This window comes from Anaerospora hongkongensis, assembly GCF_004339805.1.
In the GTDB taxonomy this organism is placed as follows: Bacteria; Bacillota; Negativicutes; order Sporomusales; family DSM-15969; genus Anaerospora; species Anaerospora hongkongensis.
Genome location: NZ_SLUI01000003.1, coordinates 359,304 through 380,157, shown reverse-complemented (window position 1 = coordinate 380,157; position 20,854 = coordinate 359,304). Strand labels below are relative to the sequence as shown.

General features: G+C 39.4%; 15 protein-coding genes. 2 read left to right on the top strand and 13 right to left on the bottom strand.

Annotated features, from left to right (window positions below):
• Together EV210_RS06470 and EV210_RS22550 are read left to right on the top strand one after the other, a co-directional pair.
• Nucleotides 1–378 (top strand): IS3 family transposase (locus EV210_RS06470; RefSeq protein ID WP_165898817.1); only part of this gene is annotated, 378 nt, incomplete at its 5' end.
• 92 nt (nt 379–470) lie between these two features.
• Nucleotides 471–632: a hypothetical protein gene (locus tag EV210_RS22550; protein ID WP_165898788.1), complete on the top strand. Its 162-nt coding sequence runs from the start codon at nt 471–473 to the stop codon at nt 630–632.
• A gap of 83 nt (nt 633–715) precedes the next feature.
• Here the strand turns inward: EV210_RS22550 and EV210_RS06465 are convergent, their stop codons facing one another.
• The 13 genes from EV210_RS06465 to EV210_RS06410 form a co-directional block, all read right to left on the bottom strand.
• Nucleotides 716–1,507 (bottom strand): aminoglycoside 6-adenylyltransferase, encoded by a 792-nt coding sequence (locus EV210_RS06465; RefSeq protein WP_132077328.1) that lies wholly within the window; start codon nt 1,505–1,507, stop codon nt 716–718.
• A 652-nt stretch (nt 1,508–2,159) separates the two neighbouring features.
• A complete protein-coding gene (locus tag EV210_RS06460; RefSeq protein WP_132077325.1) occupies nt 2,160–3,125 on the bottom strand; it encodes a hypothetical protein in 966 nt (321 codons plus the stop codon).
• 174 nt (nt 3,126–3,299) lie between these two features.
• Nucleotides 3,300–3,761 carry a hypothetical protein gene (locus tag EV210_RS06455; RefSeq protein WP_132077322.1) on the bottom strand — a complete coding sequence of 154 codons (462 nt, stop codon included), beginning with the start codon at nt 3,759–3,761 and terminating at the stop codon, nt 3,300–3,302.
• Between the two features lie 305 nt (nt 3,762–4,066).
• Entirely contained in the window at nt 4,067–4,888 is an 822-nt protein-coding gene (locus EV210_RS06450; protein ID WP_132077319.1) for a hypothetical protein, read from the bottom strand.
• 124 nt (nt 4,889–5,012) lie between these two features.
• Nucleotides 5,013–5,867, bottom strand: a complete 855-nt coding sequence (locus EV210_RS06445; protein ID WP_132077308.1) for a hypothetical protein — start codon at nt 5,865–5,867, stop codon at nt 5,013–5,015.
• 189 nt (nt 5,868–6,056) lie between these two features.
• A complete protein-coding gene (locus EV210_RS06440; protein WP_132077305.1) occupies nt 6,057–10,676 on the bottom strand; it encodes an AAA family ATPase in 4,620 nt (1,539 codons plus the stop codon).
• 189 nt (nt 10,677–10,865) lie between these two features.
• On the bottom strand, nt 10,866–11,450 hold the full coding sequence (locus tag EV210_RS06435) for a hypothetical protein (RefSeq protein WP_132077302.1): 585 nt from the start codon (nt 11,448–11,450) through the stop codon (nt 10,866–10,868).
• Nucleotides 11,451–11,794: 344 nt separating this feature from the next.
• Nucleotides 11,795–13,270, bottom strand: a complete 1,476-nt coding sequence (locus tag EV210_RS06430) for an ATP-binding protein (protein ID WP_165898816.1) — start codon at nt 13,268–13,270, stop codon at nt 11,795–11,797.
• Between the two features lie 150 nt (nt 13,271–13,420).
• Nucleotides 13,421–14,782, bottom strand: a complete 1,362-nt coding sequence (locus EV210_RS06425) for a hypothetical protein (RefSeq protein WP_132077296.1) — start codon at nt 14,780–14,782, stop codon at nt 13,421–13,423.
• Nucleotides 14,782–18,033 (bottom strand): serine/threonine-protein kinase, encoded by a 3,252-nt coding sequence (locus tag EV210_RS06420; RefSeq protein WP_132077293.1) that lies wholly within the window; start codon nt 18,031–18,033, stop codon nt 14,782–14,784. Before EV210_RS06420 ends, EV210_RS06425 begins: the two co-directional genes overlap by 1 nt.
• Nucleotides 18,034–18,223: 190 nt before the next feature.
• Nucleotides 18,224–18,430, bottom strand: a complete 207-nt coding sequence (locus EV210_RS06415) for a hypothetical protein (protein WP_132077290.1) — start codon at nt 18,428–18,430, stop codon at nt 18,224–18,226.
• A 238-nt stretch (nt 18,431–18,668) separates the two neighbouring features.
• Nucleotides 18,669–18,836 carry a hypothetical protein gene (locus EV210_RS22545; protein ID WP_165898815.1) on the bottom strand — a complete coding sequence of 56 codons (168 nt, stop codon included), beginning with the start codon at nt 18,834–18,836 and terminating at the stop codon, nt 18,669–18,671.
• Between the two features lie 1,139 nt (nt 18,837–19,975).
• Nucleotides 19,976–20,758, bottom strand: a complete 783-nt coding sequence (locus tag EV210_RS06410) for an enoyl-CoA hydratase-related protein (RefSeq protein WP_132077288.1) — start codon at nt 20,756–20,758, stop codon at nt 19,976–19,978.
• Nucleotides 20,759–20,854: the final 96 nt, after the last annotated feature.

Genomic DNA, 20,854 nt, shown 5'->3' with positions numbered 1-20,854 from the left:
TCTTATGTAGTAGGACATTCCAATAATAATCCTCTCGTTTTTAGAACACTAGAATTGGCTTTGAAAGCGACCCCTGGGGCTACCCCTTTGCTGCACAGCGATCGTGGCTTTCAATATACCTCGCTACGTTTTAAAAAGCGGATTACTTCGAACGGGCTGACTCAAAGTATGTCCCGAGTCGGCAAATGCATTGATAATGGACCAATGGAAGGCTTTTGGGGCACATTGAAATGCGAGAAATATTATCTCCATAAATATCATACATTTGAGGATTTAAAAAATGCGATTGAGCAATATATCTATTTTTATAACTATGAACGTCTGCAAAAAAAATTAAACAGCCTTAGTCCGATGGAGTTTCGAACCAAGACTGCTTAAACTTTTCTTTTTTGCTCTGTCTACTTGACAGGGGGCACTTCAAGCTAGGGGCGGTTATTTCTTTTTTATAATCAAAACAACGAGTGTTGCAAATGCAATCATTAGATACATTGCCTCAAACATTGAAATCATCATACCACCCCCTTTCTGCAAGGGAATGGCTAACCGCTCCTCAACAACTTGTTACGGTTAATATAGCATATTTTTCCATCATCAAAAAAGGGACAGAGCCTAACTATGATGGACAATATTAATCGCACTATGCATTAATACACAATTGACAACACTAAGTAAGATCGATTTCCTAATACCGATTTTTCTTATGTTCCTAGCAATTTTAAATCGTACTTATAATAGCGTTCAAAAAGCTAATAGATTGTTCTTCCGCCTCTTTACGCCTAATTAAATCAGGAGTGCTATGATAATTCCTGAGTTGCTGATACAACGTAATAGCGTGTTTACAAGCAGTTGCACACCCTGCTGCATCATGAGTTGAAAGTGTCTCTATAAATAATGGCATCTGCTCTGCAGCATCCCGTTCAATATATCGCATTCCTCTAGGAAGACATCCATTTTTCATTAAAGCAAGTGGTCCAAGGACTGTCACTCTAAGAAAAGAAAGCATTTCAATAGCCTCAAAAATTTCTCCTCGCCCAAGTTTGGTTCCGGCATAATGTATCCACACCCAAAATCTGTCTTCAATCCACTGCAAGCTTGGCCGAGGGTAGCAAGAATCTTCTTCCTCCATTTTTTTAGACAATGCCGCTCCTCTTTCCCAAAGAATAACTGGCTCTTCTACCCGGTGCGCAAAGTCACTCAATGCTACAAATTTTAAATCAACATGAAGCAGCGGCTCCCCATACAAACAAATAATCAAACGTGGTTCTCCCACATGCTCACCAGTAAATCCGGACAATAAGCTTCCAAACTTCTCAGCAATGACCAGCCGATCATTCGAGATTTCCCCTTCATGGTTGGAGTCAATAACGATCACTAAATCAATATCGGAAAATGCATCCATTGAATCTGCAATCCAGGATCCACCTGCTGCAATTCCCAAAATCCTCGCATCGTCTTTAAGGACAGCTATCACTCTATTCACAAATTTTAAATGTATAGGTAATGGCATATCGATCCCCCCATGAAATTATTATTATAGAATACAATGTGCTGCAACATCTTGTCAATCATTTCATTGTGGATCACAGCCGGATATAAAGATGGTGAATTGCTTTGTGTACATTCTTAATGAAGTGGTGCCTCATGATCGGACTCTTTTCTGGCCGCGGGATATCCTGTAGACCTGCTGTTTTTACAGTAAAGGCTTCTTCTGCTACAAACGACAAAAAAAGCTTTACGAAATCCTCGTAAAGCTTTTGATACCTAAATGGCGACCCCGGCAGGATTCGAACCTGCGACCTTTTGATTCGTAGTCAATTTCGGGCTCAATTTTTCGTTTTTAAAATGTCATGAATACTTGATATTGCTAGATTTTCATCACAGACCGCCACGAACCATTTTCACGGCATTGTTGTACTGTTGCTGTAATACAACAATGCTTGAATAAAGCTAAGTTAAGGCCATATGCTCTACTTTTTGAGCGTTTCACTGAGCGCTTAGCTAGTATAACTCATCCGTTCTACCTTGCAAGTGTCCTCTAACAAAGCACATTCCTCCAGGTCTGTTATTTACCACCACATTAATTGTGGTGATTTTTTTATATCGACCTTTTGTTCATATTATTGCGTTCCTTACAATCTTCGCAAAAGCATTGGAACTTTTTACGGAACGTCAATATAAAGTTCTCCATCGCTAGTGTATCTTGGATATATACCTGCTATCTGAAATCCCTGCTCTATAATCTTTTTAATATCGTCGAAGGCATCAAGGGAATATGGCGTTTCTCTATGAATGGACTTTTGTATCTCTTCCAATAACTGATCGATAAGTGTCCCCCACTCATTTGATATTTGACTTACTCGATCAGTGAATTCACGGTTATGCCTCCCATCGTCCATCGCATACATAAAACCGAGTGTTCTACCGAGTTGATTAAATAATGTTGACATTCGTTCAGTAGAAATTAACCAAAGCTTAGCTATATCACCATGCTTCCTATAGCTTTTAATTTCATCTTTAATAGAATTGGTACAAATTCTTAATACTTCTTCGCCATAGGACAGTCGCTCATCAAGCTGCTCACTCTCAAAGTATTTTGCAGCTAGCGCCTCGGCGAAAAACTCACCTCTAAGAGTTACGCTTATATACTGTTTGATACCATCCCAATCTTTTATTGTGGGGATTCGTAAACAGCCACATTCACGTTCAAAGTAATAATCATCATATACGTGAGCGCATTCATGAACTAGAATGCCTTTAGCTATAGGATGTCCTAGCACTAATCCGTTACCGACCCAATCAGGCAAGATTATAACGGCATAGGTAGTCTCATAGTCACCACTTCCCCACTTCAACACCTTACCCGAAACCTCTCCACCATGACCGCTAGATATATTTTCTGGTTTACCTAGTTCTCTCTGCCAACGAAATACTTCCTCTTCAAAATTTGAGACTACCTCAATTAGCCTTAAGGGAGGGCAGAAAATATCATCTTTGACAAGATCGGCTATTATTACTTGAATCTGACTCTGTAGTTTTGCAGCAAACTCGTTATCCCCAACAGCAATGTGCAACTGTACTTGCCCCGGGGAGATATCCTCCACTGTTTGTTTTGAAGGGATGTTCATTTCGGCAACCTCCTCCTAGTAGTGGCTATCGCCATCGGCGCATTACCCTTTACCAAATTCTTTGCGCCTGTCTTTATTAGTGCGTGTTTTGCAGCAATATGCTGGAGATAAGCGAGATCAAATCTCTTAAATGCCATTCTAATTCTGCCTTAATTTTTCCTATTCGTACCGCACTCATTTCACTTTTGCAATCTCTGCTAAGACATTAGCAAAATAGTTGGTGTTAACAGATATTTTTCCTGTCGGCGATATTTTGAGGAAAATATCTTTGTCACTACGAGTAGTCAAAACTTTTCGGCTCACCAAATTATTATTTATTTTTATCTTCTCGTCATTTGTCCGAGCAGTATACCACGGTGTGTTTGATATCCCTTCATTTTTCTCGTTCAATACTTCGTCGGAAACTACAGAAAGCACCGGAGAGCTGCCAAAAGCGTCAGACATATCTTGTGAGCAGGCATTTTCTCTTCCATGATGTGGTACCTTTAAAATCGTTGTACTTTTAACAAAGTCTTTAAACTCTTGTACTCTTTTAGAGGCAAGTATTTTAGATACCCCCGCCGCCGTTAACCCCCCCCCCCGCAAAGAGTATCTTTTTCCCTCTGTATTTAATATATGTAAGTCTGCTAATATCATTTAAATCTATGCCATCTTCGTATTCTAAAAAATGTTTAGTCACCACTTCGAACTCCGGCTTACCTGCGGCAACTCTATCAAGGCTAGCATTATATTTCCCATTGCAACGTTCTTTTCAAGGTCGATGAATTTCTGTGCAGCAGCTTTACCCCGCTGTCGAAAATCAATTCTATCAATAGCAATCTAATGATATCGCCATATCCATAAACGAACAGAAAGAGGCCTAATTTGTCATTCACATCTATGATATCACTCAAATAATCCCCGTGCGGATGGGATATAACTAATAATTCACGAACCAACAACTATATACCAACTTTCAAGTCCTTCTTCTTTCCATTAATAATGTAAGTTTCTTTTTCTTCACCACAAAATACAATATTTAACTTTTCAGTTTTTATAAAACTTATCAATATCTCATTATCAATTTTTAATTCCGTAAAAATCCGTTTTAATTTCCGATAACCCTCTATAGCCTGAACAGCAGAAACTAATACCGTAAAAAAATAATAAAGATAATCCATAGGATTAATTGTGTGACTCAAATTTAAAGCAGTATAAACAATTGTTATAACTAATGCTCCACTCCATAGACGGAATTCCCATTTTGCTTTACTTAAGGATGCCAATTGATTATCTTCACTTAAAAGCGCTAACCTAATTACGAAATAAACAATTGAATGCGCTAAAGCGATAATTGATAATAAAAACAAATTATTGACATCTAAGTTAATTATCATTGAACCAAAATAGTTTTCAATAACTAATCCGGTTAGATAAATGTTGAAACCAATATAGATAAAATAGCAAAAGATTTCTATTATACTTATATGTCTCCATGCAAACCAAATGGTATTTACAAGATTTAGTATTGCTGTTGAGAATGCAAAATCATGCTTTCTAATATTTACTAATATAGGAATTAAAAGTGGAGGAACAAAGAGCGCTGCTATTCCCCCACTATTCATTACCACATGGCTTACAATGAATAATATATATATCGGAACAGCCATAGTTCCTAGAGATATTACCCTGGCATAAATCAAATTCCCTTTACTAAGCCATTTTCTTTCTTCTTTTTCTATCAATTTTAACACTTCCGCTAGTATGTCCCAGACCACTATCATATAAAATACAACTCCTTCAAGCTCATAACTAAATATCCTCTATGTTTATAGGAAGTATTAGTTTAATAAAATAAGGGGGGCGTTTTTCGATTTAAGTATTATATCAATAAAAATTTTTCAATATTTAAGATACATAAAAATTATCATCATTTTGACCGTTATCTTGTATTTTGAACTCTTGCATCACCAATGTCTCATACTGAGCGTGGATATTTAGTAGAACCGCCCATAATCGCATCTGTCCATAACACCATATTAATAAGTCTCTTCTTTGACTATCTCCAATACTTTTTTTGAAAATCAACCAAGCTTCTTCTTCTGAAATACTTCTGCCTATTTTTGTCATCGCATAAACAAAGGCAATTTCATCATATTGCTTCATCTCTTCTAATCTTTCAGGAGCTTCTAGCGCGATGCGCTTAAATAATTTCTGATATTGAAAATCGTCTAAAACCTGCAACAGCTCATCAATTCGTTCCAATACTTGCTCGATTTTGAAATTGGTAATAATTAACATTGCACACCGATTATCATACCATTTATTCCAAGTCTGCTCGATTAGTGATATATACCTGTTATCCCATTCTTTAGAAAGCTTTTGATAGACTTTTTCTCTAATTGATGCACTTTTATAGAAAATATAATGCTCAACTAACCTTTCCTTATGTCCCTTTGGGAGAACATCAAATATATATAATAAAGCTGAAGCTCGTTTAACCTTTTCTTGATAAGGCATGGATTCACTTTGACTTTCTAATATCGATAGTAATCGTTCATGGTGTGGTTTTAAGTCTATTGAAATATCTTGGCAAATCTTTCTTAATACAATTCTTCTCTTAACATGATCTTGGAATATTTCCATTAGCAGATCACAGGTGTCTTTCGAATCTAGGCAATTTACAAAAGCAGCAAATACTGTTCGATTGGAAGAAAAATAATCAATCGGTGGGAACTTTTTTAAGTAGTCCAGTTGATTCATTATATGCTCCCTTCTGATTTCTTAGTTTGACCATAAGCTTCACCTATAGGGAGTCGTGCAGTTAATATTTTACCATCTCTTTGAGTAAGTGCAGCCGCCACTTGCATCATAAGGTTTGCCTCCAAATAACTATCTCTATTGAAAACCTAACTCCCCCACCTACAAACAACACCTTTTGAGTTTTCACTGCTATCGTCCAATCCTATTAGTCATATCCCTAATGTCACCTATACGATTTTCATAAAGCACGTCCCAGACATTTAAACATAGATTGGCGATTTCCGGATTACGTTCTTGCGCTTGCTCGTATAAGCGCAGCAGCAATGGAGACAAACCATGTATCGACCGGCCAACTCTCGGTAGACTTTCTTCAGATGCACTACTATAGTTTGCTACTATTGCTCTGCAAGCATTTAAAATAATGTTAGAAAAGGGAATAAGCGATTCCTTATAGTGCTCTAAACAACGAAATAATCCATATGCTCCATCTGCAAAAGCCTCGGAATTTACATAGCTCTCCATAAATATAACGTTTTCTGAAATATCAAGTATTTCAACTTTAAACATTCGATTTACAATTGAACGTACTTCCTTGTCAGGATCATTCATTAACACTGCAATATACCCTCGGCATGTTTCTGCATATTTGGGTTCCTCAATATTGGCTGTTGCAGTTTTTGCAATACCGGCTCTTTGACTGGCTGATCCCGCCATACAATGATTTACTTCCTCGGCAAAAAAACCGTAAAACAAATTGAAGCTGCTCACCATATGCGCACCTAATGTTGCACTTTCCTGATTGTGATCGTTTATCATCTTTTGGATTACCGGCATTAAATCATCGGGAAATTCCTTAATCGTATACCCAATAAAGTGACTACCGTAATGGGATGCCGACACACGGGTATCCCGTAAAGCGGCAGTAGTAAACCAAGCCACAGCTTGAGGTTTATCAATATTTAATATTGGATTTAAGATCCCCGTTGTTGCGATGAGAACAACCGGGTCTTTTTCATTTATATTTAACTGAATGGTTGATCTAAACCGGGAGAATAAGTCGCTGTGCTTCCATAGTAAATCTGCAATTGCATTGCAAGCAACACCGCGGACACAATTTAAAGTAGCTGTCAATAAATCATGAGCAGTATCCCGTTTTTTATAGCCCCGATCTGATTCAAGATCATGTGTAGCTAAATAGGCAACCGCATCTAACACGAAATCTGGCCAGATCTCTTCTGCACGAGCTTCTACTAATCTACAAAATTCAAGGGCTATCTCGTTATAAATATAATGCTTAAACCTCTGTAAAACCTGAGTAATAGTACTAATCGAAGCCGACTCCCACTCTATTTTTTCTTCCCTCAATACACGATCATTAGGCTTCGTTAATGCTAATGACGAAATAATTGCTGCGATATATCGGTAGTCCGTATCTATTGGGAATCGAAGTGCTAACTGGCCAAATCTTTCAGGATAAGCCTCCGCTATATATTGAAGGCTACGTGCAAATTGCGAAACAGAAGTTTCAATGATATGATCATCAAAATATTGCTTCCAATTTACCATACCTTCTATTGGTATCGTTTTATTCTTAACAATTTTTAACCATGAAATATCTCTAATACGGCCCAAATCTTTATTTAACGATGATCCTACCCAGCCGCCTTTTATCTTGCCTGACCGTAAAAAGCGCTCTGTAGAATAATCTTTAAATTTTCGTTTGAGTACTTTAACAAGTTCGAGTGTCGATTTCTTACAGCGTTCTTTACACAAAGCTGGTAAAAGAAAATATTGAGTACGTCCCCAGTAATCAAACCACCCTCCATATTTCTGCCAAATGTCAAGATGGTATTTAGCCAAAAACAATTCATCTGGATCATGATAATGGACTAACTTGTTTTCCAACTGCTCGAACAATTCTTGAGAGCAATATGCCGATAGCGCTTCAATTAAACGAAAAGCTGACATCCATTCCGGCTCGTTATAACCATTCCCTAACCTAAATCTTTTAAGATCCTTTACTAACCATCCAATACCATCATTTGCGTATTGGGATGGGAGACAGGAATATATTTCTATTAATATATTTTGTAAGATCGAAGGCGTACTTTCTTCTATGCTCTGTGTCCGTTCAAGCAATAAGAGAGGAGTATTCTTAGCAATTACTTGTCCAGCAATAATAAGGGAATCAACTGCTACCCGTTCTAAATTTCTCTGCTCACCATTTAAACTATCTTTTTGCCAACGCAAGACACTCGGGTCATATTCTGCCTCCGGCAACTGTGAAGTAAGACATTGTACTATCGGCATTAATAAATCCCATGCCTCCACTGGACATATTTTTGCCGCCCCTCGCAATGCTTCAATTTCATGATCGTAAAACTGTTCTATCCTGCTACGCTGATGAGAAGAATCGCGCGTATCAGAACTATTCGACAATAACGATAAAACAATTGAAAAAAGGCGAAATGCTCGGATTGCATATTTTTCACATAGTTCTTTCCAGCCTATAAAATCCGCTAAAATTCCCTTTTGTGCCAATTTAAGCCGCATTTCAAATATTGCATCAGAATCTTTGTCCACCTCCCAACCAATTGTATCTAAAACCCGTTTTGACCAATCTTCATTTACGTCACTCCAAGGTACTAAAATCGATACAACTTGATCAGGTATCTTGTATAAAACTGAACTTAATAAATTCAATGCTTCTTGACTTTTATCTATTTCTGCGGAACATAAGGCAGCAGCAATTTCATTCTTTTCAATTAGTAATAGAACCCATGCTTTACTACCAGAAAAAGTGGTCGTAAGTATATGTTTATGCCAATAGCCGTCTTTATACAATTCCAACATGTATTCGACAAGCTGACTATTTTCCACTATATCATCGAATTGCCCAATGACCTCCAGAACTAGATGCTTCATATGAAATCGAATATCTCGCGAAGATAACACTGCCTGTACTACATCGCTAAAGTATTCTGGCGCTTCATCTGCCAACCAAGATAATGCCTGCCTAAATTGTTCTCTGCGAAATAAAGTTTGCTTTTCTTCCGCCCCTAACCATTGCAGGATGCTCCCGCCAGCAAAAATTTCTAATATTAGTTTTTCAGCAATAAGATAATCTAAATAACTCTGATGGCAAAAACTAATAATTCTATTCTGTTCCTGAATTATGCCATGAGATTTAATTGCATAAAGGGTATGAGGGGAGTAACGAGATAAAATCAAAACAGGAGCCGAAATTTTTCCATTTGTTTCCATCCACAGGGTTAAAGTATCGATGACTCCATTGATATCATCGATGTTAGCTACTCCAGCTAACGCTGTTCTTTTTGAATCCCAGAACATTTTCATTAATTCAATGTTGGATTTAAAGGCTACAAGCCGACCTTCTTGTTGAAGATGCACCCACATTGCTAAGTTTTGGGGACTAGCCAATATACTTGTCTGGCGACCTGTCAAAGTTGTATATTGTTCCCCAGCTATTTGTTGCACAGCAATTGGTGATAACGGGCGAACTTCAATTTGTTCCCATTTTTCATAGACGCTTTTGTTTTCAACCCATTGTTTAATTTCAGGATCATGCTTCAAGTCGAAAGTACGGCAAGCTACTACAACACTAATCTTTTTGCCCTCACGTCGAAAAGCAAGTACTTGATTAATGATTTCACGGCACACATCTAAGGAGTTTGCAGAATGTACACTAGTCCACCGGATTGCGTCTAATTGATCTAAAATAAGAACACAAGGGCGACTACCTGCTACTGCAATAAGGCAATTCACTGGGGAATCGGGTAGTCCGACATCAATACCATACTGTGCTGCGTTTTTTTCTGGAATACGGCGATCAAGCCTTAGTGGCAAATAAGGAGTTCCATTCGTGTGTAATTTGTTAACCACTTCAAACAGAACTCCACTTTTTCCTAAACCAGCGGGACCGTGAAGGATAATAAGGCCTTTCTCGTTTTGTAACAACTGCACGCACTCAGTTGCTTCTTCACGGGGGATAAGCACACCAGCAACAAGACCTGGCTGGATAGAGTTCTTAAATTCTTCCTGCAAACGTTCGATGCAGGGCATGATGCGTTGATCGTATGCGAGTTTTCTCGGAAACATCTCTTGTTCTTTAAGATATGCCCATAACTCGTCTGCATAGATCGGCTTACCGAGACTATCCGAGTTTTCTGCATAGCTGAGAAGTGTCGATATTATTGTTTCTGGGGCCCCCGTAATAAGAAAACCTGCTTGAGCTTTTAGGTCAATCCATGCGGTTTCATCATCCGAATAGCAATCTACTAGTAAGCGGCGCAAATAATCAAATGCCTTGTTTCGATCATCACTGACAGTGTGGTGAAGCCCCATACCTTCACAAAATTGACGAAAGATATTCTCTCGAGACGCACCTACGATTTGATGCATGTAAAAATTCTCCGGATCTTGATTGGAGTTTCGCGCACTATCGCAAATATCAGCTAAATTCGAAAAAGGAACTCCACTTACAAATTTAAATTCGATCTGCGAGCTCCTATCTAGCTGATAGCGAAACTTGTTTAAAATATCTCTTGTCTTAAAGTCGCTAATCGACCAAGCTTCCTTACTTTTATTTCTACTCTTGCATTGTTGAGCCTGTCGCGCCCCGTCCTTCTGAACAATCCACAAGTCTACTCCATATTCGTCGTCACCGATTGCCTCAATAGTTATAGATACTATTTCTTCAGTCAATAGCCGCAATAATTGCTTAGCCACCCATCGCCCTTCGTACCGATTACCAAGCTTGTCTGCTCGTCCTCCTGTTTCAAAGCTCATATTCACACTCCCTAGACGTCACATTAGGAAGAAATATATCCGATCACCAAATCACGTAAATGAAAGGAAAGATCACGAACAAATTGGCGATCATACCTTTCTTTGGCTGATATTCTCAATCATCGCTAATAAAACAATTGCCCAGAAATCATGCCATTATAGCATGCTAATTACCTATAAATTGGGGTATTAGCTATTAACAGACCTGGCTTTGCGCTGTTGTTCCATAATTCTTTCAAAAACATCTATAAACTCCCACTGTTCCCTTTCAGGATGATACTCAAGAAAAATCTCATGTTGGGAAAATCTATTTTGTTTCTGAAATTTTTCAATTTTAATGATTAAATCTTGCTCACAGTCAGGCTTAATAAATTCTATAATTTTTTCGACTGCTACTACCTGTACATCAGCATCCAGCGAATTATATAGTAGAAATTTTAAGCGCACATTACCCAATTTATAATAAAAGTCTAACTTTCTCGTTTCTGTCTGCTTATTGGTCGTCACACAATAACAAAACTCATTCTTTAATTTAATCTTCCTAACAAACTTTTTTAATGAGCTCTTGAACAAGTCATAAGCATCTTTGCCCGCTTCTGTAAAAAACGCCTCAAAAAACGGTTTCGTTAAATATACTACAATTGCCGAAGGCATTAGCCATTCAAGCATATTATAAATTCCACTAGGACGTTCTATTACTTCAATACATTGATTTTCATTAATAAATTCATCAATTTCTTCGCGCATATACTTATTTAACGTTACTATTCTCATATTTACCCCCTATGCCGCTGTGTCAATGTCCATAACCTGTTTTCATCAATAGTCTCATAATTATGGGAATTTATATATAATTTGACAATTCATCGAGTATCGTTCTTTTCCTTCATTCGGCCTTTAACAAATAAAAATCAACCCTCGGCCTAGCCGGGGGTTGATTTTTCCTCCATGGTCAGTTAGCTAATATCAACTTTCGTTTCAAGCTAATATACTTTCGTTTCAAGCTTACACAGTTTTCTAAGCGTTCAATACGTAAGAACCTAAATAAATTCAGTTTTCTACGCTATAAACCAAGAAATTCCGTTTCAAGCTAATAGTTTCTCATTTCAAGCTCCCGGTTATTTTGAAGTTGCCATTTCAACTAGTGAGTAATATTGTTGCGGATCGGTACTTGCTGACGCCGTTTTCTGCAACAAGCTGCGCTGTTCTAAGCCTGTCAATATCTTTCGTGCATAAGGCGCACTTCGATCAAGCAGTTCCGCCAAATCGCGTGTTGTCATTCGGTCTTTACTATAAGCCATCTCCAGAGCCCGTTTTTCATCGGCTGATAAACTTGACCATTCGGCGCTAATTAGCGCATTGATGCGTTCCGTCCGTCGCTTACGTCTAGTCACAATATTATTCTTCAGCACCAGCAATACCGACTGGTTTGGTTCATCATAAACCGGTTCATCCAAAAAATACTGGTTCATTTCCTTATAAATACGCTTAACACCCTCATTAAGCTCCCTTACCCAGCCCATTTCAGTTAAAGCTCGGGCAATGCGCGGATTCCGGGAATAGCGGACTTCGCGTATATTATTTTTATTAACCACATTAGGAAATTTCCCCGGACTTAAAATCTCCAACCGATCATCAAACATTACAATACGAATATCTTCACCATGAATATTGTAAGCACGATGCGTCACAGCATTGACAACGCCTTCCTGCCAAGCGAAGGGAGGGTATTCCGATATAGAAATAAATTTCCCATCCAACGGATTCAAAGCCGTAAATGTTCGCAACTGTGCCCCAACAATATCCTTTGCTCGGTTTAATAATTTGGTAAGCGGCCCTTCGATATATTCCTGCTTGATCACATCCATGGCCGTTCCAACTTCGGCATGACTGCCTTCATAACGAATAAACCGAATACGTGCACTGGGCAAGAAGACGGTCGGATTTTGCGCAAATAACAATACACCGGCCGCGGTAATACGGGGTCCACTGTCACTTCGCCGGGCAAAGCCCCTGGCATATAATAATTGCTCCCACTCTTGACCCGCAAATTCAACCGCTTTACCAAACTCAGTCAGTGCTTCTACATCAAGGTCATCCATGCGGCAATCAGCAATGATTTCATCCTCATACAGCCGGCTTCCTTTATCATATTCTAGACTAAGCCTTTGCTCGTAATTCAGCCTTTTGCTTTCATCACCTACACGCAGAAACACTTCGCCGCTTTCCGTCTCATGAACCCGTTCCTTATCCGCTTCGATATGCAGAAAAAGAATTTGATCAGCCTTGCCATTGGGCTTGGTAACGTCAGCAAATTCATATGTAGATTTTACGGATGGCCGGCATTTATCAAAGCCGCATTGGATAAAATCATTGATGCGGGTATTCCCCTGGGAATTGATACCCTCAAACTGTTTGTCTTTTATTCCAATGGCAATTGTGCCACCATCTGCATTGGCAAATGCCACAATAGCCTCCGCCAGTTTAGCGAGAGCAATTCCTGCGGACTTACGGTCAAAATATTGACTCTCCATACCCGGAGCTAGTTGAAAGTCAGTCGTCAATTTTGCGTTATACTTAGATAATGATACCATACCCATCAGTTCCTTTTAGCTTCATTTTTTCAAATACAGCCCTCGGTTCTTAACTCCACCCCGATGAAAATATACTTACAACAATATAGGTATTTGTGACGTAGGCGATGATGATTAAATCCTACGTTAAATTACATTAAGTTGATCTAATCAATCAATAATCTGCTCAAATTGTTTTAACGCTTTCATGATTTTATCTAAATCAAAGGAAATATCGGATATTTCTTTCAGTACGAACTGATTCATATCGTCTTCCACCAATTCATAGAGCGTATTTATAACAAAGCCAGGGTGACATATTATTTGTGTAGTATTAATTTTCTGTCCAGGATCTAGCGGAAAAAAGGCAATATTTTGTTTACCTTTATTATCATTTTTCAGTTGAGAAACTAACCATTCCTTTGATTTGTCCATACCGTATTCATCTTTGTTGTAAATAAGAATTATTTTGATCAGTGGGAGCATATTAATTAAACTCGTTAAATTATCCTGCAAAAATTGTCTCATATGAGGAGAAGCAATTACTAGTTTCTGAGGCTTATATTCATGGCATTCACGGATAATATCTGCTATTTCTCCGTCAAGGAGATATCGATCTGAATAATAATAGGATTCTATTTCCTGTGAAGAAACCTTTAACTTGGACTTCTGCTGTATTAACGACAGAAGCTTATTTCGCGCTTTATCTTTATCGACGTCAATCTCATGTCGAATAGATTTATTCTTAGCTATAAACTCTCTATTGCTCTCAAATAACCATTTAATACTATTTGTTCGATTATTTATTTGTGATTTTGCAATGGTTGAGTAAACAGATAATTTGTCATCATCAAACATTAATAATAACGATGCAGTTTCCTCATTCACAAATACAAAGCAAGAGATAGACATATATTTAATCTTTTGGTATGCAATATCAAGAATTCGATAGAGGGAAGTTTCTCCTCGTGATTTTTTCACGAAAATAGATTCTTCTTCTTTGTCCTTCTCATATATTTTTTCTACACTTGAGAATTTTTCTCTCAAAAACTGTATGTCAAGGTCAAAAGTCTGATCAAAATACATATACCCCGGAATTGGTCTATCGTAGTATAAACAATTACTGTAGCTTTCTATTTCACCAGTTATCATATTAACATAGAGTTCGTTAACTTGATTTTTTTTAACAGTGACTTTTTTTAGTTCTTGAAGTGCGATTTTACCTTTTGCGGTTAATATTAAAGACATTTCGGATACGACTACAAGGTCAGCTATTGCCATTTCAGCTATGATTTCTTTTAAAATATCGTACTCTAAACCTAGTACGTTTACCATTTCCTCAACATTACAGACATCTTCTGCCAGTAATTTTAGGACAGTTTCATGAACAAAAGATAATGGTATTTCCGATCTTTCAAGTACATTGATCCCAAACTCTTTATAAGGAATAAAAACTTTTGTTCTTTTCACCAAAACATACCCGACGTTTTCAGGTGGAATATACTTATGAATGGATTCGATTACATGCTTCATTATTTATCACCGCCATACTGAATAATGTGACATGAATCTTTATGCTTAAGCATATATTCGATAATTTCAGGGAACTTATTCATTGGTATATTAGGATTATTCAGGAATTCCATATCACCAATAATAACAAGTAACCGCTTAGCCCTTGAAAATGACACGTTAATTCTTGCATGCTCTCTCAGAAAACCAATTCTGGGAAGGTCACTGCTTCTAACTGTGGAGTACAGAATAATATCTTTTTGGCTTCCCTGAAAAGCATCTACAGTATTAGCTTCTACAGATATATTCTTTAGTTCCAATAAAGCAATTTCTCTCTGAATTCGGTTAAGTTGTGCTCTATACGGAGTTATTACTCCTATCGAATATCCTTTATCACCAATTTCCAAGTCAAGCTTCTTAATCAACTCAAGTAATATGCTAGCTTCTTGATAATTAACATAACTATCATCGCCGTTTTCATTAGATATTTTGTGTTCAAATCTCTTGCACCCAGGCAAGCTAGATGTGGACATCCAGGCCATCGCATAATTTTTAAAAGAAGGTAAGTCTAACTCCCTCTCCTCGGCACCCACACCATTCTGAAGCTTATTTCCATAAAAAATAGATCCTATCATTTCTCCGATAACTGGGTGCATTCTATATTGTGTGCTAAGGACTTGCTTGCAAGCCTCAGGCAATATATTAAAGATCCTTTCAAAACTACCATTCTTTAAATCATCAATACTTATTTTTGTATCGGCTCTACTAATTGCCCCCTGGTCAAAAACTGGTGGTAGTTGCATATGATCTCCAACTAGCACAACTTTTTTTGACTTCACTAAGGAAACCATCATCTCTGGTAATGTGGCCTTTGCAGCTTCATCCACTATAACATAATCAAAAATTGTATCGTTAACGAATGGATTCGCAGCAAATCCTGAGCAAGTGCCAACTACGATTGAAGCATTCCTTATGAAATATTCCTCAATATTATTTGTTTCAATTAACTGCCGCATCCAATTTTGGATGATTATTAATCTACGGAACTCTTTGTCGTTTTCTCCAATTTTGTACTTTTGATAAAAATCAGAGATTATATTGGTGTTTGCAGTTTCTTCTTCAGCCGTACGATTAGAAATTTGTAGATCATCAAAAGCAATCATAAACTGCTCGAAACTTGAAAAATCTATCCCCCTGTTCATTAACTCATTTTCAAGATTTTTTCTGCTTTTACAAACAATATTTTCAACCCAAGTTTTCTTTTTATTATCTAGGCTATACTTTTCTCTGGATAACAAAGATATTTTTTCTTCATAGCCGATTCTAATAACATTTACATCCTCGACATAAGGATCAAGGTCTTCTAGTATTTTGTCAACAGCGGCATGGGACTGAGACACAATAAGGACTTTTTGTGATACTGTTGGATTTTTTTGATTATGAGCCCGGATCTGTCGAATAAGTTCAACGATAACGTTGGTTTTTCCAGTCCCTGGCGGCCCCTGTATTAATACTATATCTCGTGCATCTAGAATTTTTCTTATAGCCATTTTTTGTGCATCATCTAAGTTATGATCAAAATATTTAATTGTTCTCGAATTAGGGAAAATCTCTGGCGCCTCTAAACCCACAAATATACTTTTCAAATTGCCATGGCAGTTATACTCTTCTCTTTGGAATTCATCTAATGCTCGTTCTTGTTTTTTATATTGTGCAATTTCCATGCGGTAATCAGCACAAAAATATCCTGACCGTGGCAATCGGCGAATTTCACTATTCCTAGTAGGCTTTATGACCATAATATTTCCGTCTTCAATATACTTCTCAAAAGTACCGATTTCTTTTAGGGAAATATCATTATTAGTTGCTGTTTCGCAAATCAGCACACTAATTGTCGATAGACTCTCTGCATCTATATAAGTATCTTTATTTAGTGTGAAATATAACAGGTTATTTTTATATTCATATCTATCATAATAAAATTTAGCTGCCCGTTTTCGAACATCCTCTTTCATTATCTTTATAAAATCGTACCAAAAGCCATAATTATTAGTATATTCGATATTGATATTTTTCTTCGAACGTATCGCATCAATATGGTCCGAGATTCGATTCAAAAGTTGATAATTATTATGATCCCAAGATTTTGCTGAGAATGAATTCTGAAAAACAATAATCCCCGATACTGCCATATAAGTCTTTTTATTTCTCTCTCGATAGAATGCCTCAATTCTTTTGAACTGTAAAACTTTGAAAAGTTGAGAGGCCTCATCGTAGTCACAATGCATACTGTAATTTATACCATCAAAAATATATACTACTTGGTCAACGCGTTTTTCCATAAACACTGTGGCATTAGTGAAGTTGGACGAGATATCCTCTTTCATCAATTGATCATTTGTTTTACCCGCTTTGACGAGATTATTTTTTCGTAGAAATTCAAATTTAGCAGAATCTATGGTTACACAATAAGCCTCATTGTTATTAAGGTATTTCTTATAAAGCGGCGATAGACTAATTTCTAAGTCGATCATATTTTCAAATCTATTAAGGGGATTGATCGATGTCATGCGAATAAGTACATCTTTAAGTAACGGATCAATACCACTAGCACTTTTAATTGCAGTCGACATATTATCAGGAACAGTTGGCTCATTTTTAGTGAACATAAAATAAATTACTGATCCTAGCGAATAAATATCACTGCGCTCTGTCGCATTTTCACTGTGATAACCAACTTCTGGTGCAGCATATTTATTTGTTGCATATCGAAAAGTAGTACCTTTGATAGACATTCCTTTAATCTTGCAAATTCCGAAATCTATCAGTTTTACTCTTCCATCCTCTGTGACCATTATATTCTTCGGATTAATATCTCTATGAATTATCCCACTTTCATGAGCATATCTTAATGCACTAACTAACTGCTGAATAACATTAAATTTATCACCAATATTAATTATTTGAGAACATTTATTTTGTAACGTATCGCCATCTACATACTCTAAGAAAATTCTTCCTTCAAAAACTCCTGTTTGGCTACTTTTTCCTTGTTTATAATCAAGTAATTTAACAATGTGTTCGGATTGGCGTAACTTGTAGAGTGCGCCAATCTCTTTATCAAAAATAGCTCTATGTAATGGATTATCAAGCCCGATTATACGTTTAATGACAAACTCCTTACCTGTTATCTTATCCCGTACCAATATAACCTTTGAGTTGCTATGAGGGTTTTCATGTAAAACGTCTAGTATTTCATATTGTGCGCTCATGAGTTATCCTCCCATTAGTTCCCACGCAATTTACTTTACCTTAACTAAAATCGGACTTACGATTAAGAAAAAACTCTCACTCCATTATCTTCCATGTCTATTTTAACATTTTCACACAATACCTGCCTAGTTTTGTCAGATAACCCTAAATAACTACTTATATATAGTAGATAGAGCCAGGCTAGCCCATCTACCGCCCACCATACTGGAAGAACCGAATAACACTCCCCACTAGCATCAAGCCTCCCACAAAAACAGTAAAGCAGAACACCGATACCAATAAACTCTTCTGCGCGCAATACTGATAGCTCACCCGGTCTCCCCGCCTGAGCGAATCAAAGTAGCACATAAATAAAGCAACCTCTACCCGCCACCAACGAATAAGCCAATCCAGCATTGCCCCCGCCTCCTTCTGTGATCGTCGGCCTATCTGCCGCCGTCACATACAAAAAGAGCGCGGGAATAAAGCTTCCTATTATATGTACACCTTGACGCGGCACGCCGGGTCACCGGAGGGCGCAGCGCAGCGGAGCAGGCTTGCCTTGACCGGCGTGATACAATGAAAAGACCGGCGGCAGGGTGCGTCCCTCGTATCTTCGTCATCTCCGTACCAACCAAAAAAAGGGCCCAAGCCCTCAATCCTGAATGAAACCGTAACAAGTCACTCGGTCCATGTAATATTCAAGCTGTGCCCGGGTTAAGCCAACCCGTATCCACTCTGCCCCGTCCGGGCTGGTCACGAGCCTGCCGTATAGTACCCGCTGGCGCCGTAGCCGTGCCTTAACCTGCTTGATCGTCAGCATGTGTGCCGCCTCCTCCGTGTCAGCGGCTTCCCGCCGCCCTCACAGTAAGATGGAGCGCGGGTTAAAGCTTCTTATTATATATAACATGGACGCGGCACGCCATGTCACCGCAGGGCGCAGATGCACGGAGCAGGCTTTGCCTTGACCGGTGTGATACAATGAAAAATTCGGCGGCGGGACGTTGTTCCAGCTTCCCCGCGTCACCCTTGCGGCGGTCGGGCCTGCGCTGCCGACAGTGTGGCGATGGGGTTTCGCTGCGCGCCGGCTCGTGCGGGCCCGATGGGGTATGCGCAGTGCGGTCGGCCAATGGTTTTCTGGCCGGGCATGATGCTGTATGCCCCAAGCCGCCGTAACCCTGTTAGCTCCCTCCCCTCCCGATTTCATGCGCGGGAGGGGTCAGGGGGTGGGCACGATAATCCCGGAGCGAACGGCGAAGGTCCCGCGACAGCGGTGGTGGACGTCCTATAACGTCCTGTTTATGTCCAGGCTTTGCCGTCCTGGCGTGCCAGGGAGGACATAAAATACGCTTATAGGATGGCCGCCTCCACTTCCATGACTGGAAGGGTTAGGGATGGTTGACCGGCGGTGGTGAGGCTTTGCTCACGACCGCTGCTTTGTTTTGGCGGAGCATGACGCTGCTTCCCGCAGGCACGAGGACAGGCGGCGTGATGGTCCGCCTTCCCCCTTTGGGGGTTAGGGGGCATATGTTCCCCCAAAGGCTGGGTGATAGGGGTTTGAGAGGAGCCGCCCAACCTCTAGACCTTCGATAGTATGGCGGCCCGTACCGATTTCCGATAGGCGGCAGTAGGTGATGCTTTTTCACTTGCTGCTGCCCATGTTTTACCTCGGCGGTCGTGGTGCGAGTGAAAGGAGCGCTCTGGCCTCCTCCCCCTCCTCAGACAATGAAACGCCACCCAGCAGGATACGACTGCAAGCTTCAGCGGTGGTTAGCCGGGAGCGGATGAGTATAGTGGAGATGAGCGAAACGGCGCAAGGGGCGGACGGACAACCATGCAGTGGTATCCGTTGCGAAAGACACTGAGCGGAGCGGCCCGAGGACGGCATACGAAAGCCCGGCCAAACGAAATGGCCGGGCTGCAGTGCCGCCCGCAGTCTATTCCTAGTCGAAACAGTTCCTTTTAGAACCCTGAAAACTGAGGTTTTCTTTTTTCGACGAAAGCCTGCATGCCTTCTCTTTGATCTTTAGTAGTGAAGCACATACCAAATGCTTCGGCCTCTAATATAGCTCCCGATTCGATATCCACTTCCATCCCACGGTTGATAGATCGTTTCGCTTGTTGTACTGCATATGGTGCTTTAGATACAATTTTTCGGGCCAAGGCCTTGGCTGCATCTAATAATTCTTCATGAGGAACAACCATATCGATCAGGCCGATTTGTAGCGCTTCTTGAGCACTGATAATGTCGCCAGTCAAAATCAATAATTTGGCTTGACCCTTTCCTACTAGTCGGGGTAGTCGTTGGGTTCCCGCAAATCCTGGCATAATGCCAAGATTAACCTCCGGCTGCCCAAACCTGGCCTTTTCTGAGGCTACGCGGATATCACAGGCCATTGCCAGTTCACAGCCGCCGCCCAAGGTAAATCCACCACAGGCTGCAATGACGACCTTAGGAAAGTTCTCAATTCGCGAAAAAACCAGTTGGCCCGATCTAGCCCATTCCTTAGCCTTAATAGGTTCCATTTCCACCATGGACGTAATATCCGCTCCGGCGACAAAAACCTTGTCATTGCCGGTGATGATTACGGCGCCGACGGCAGCGTCTTTTCCCAGTTCCTGAAAAGCAGTGTCAAGTTCGTCGACTGCCTTCGGATTTAAAGCATTCATCTCTTGGGGACGGTTAATGGTGATAACCGCTACACCGTTGCTTATTTCCACAATTAAATTATCAAACTTATACATCGATTAGCACCGCTCCTAATTCGAAAGATACGCACAGTTGTGGCCTGAGTTTTCCATTATGCCGCATGTCTTCTTAATGCCCAGACTGACTCGCTG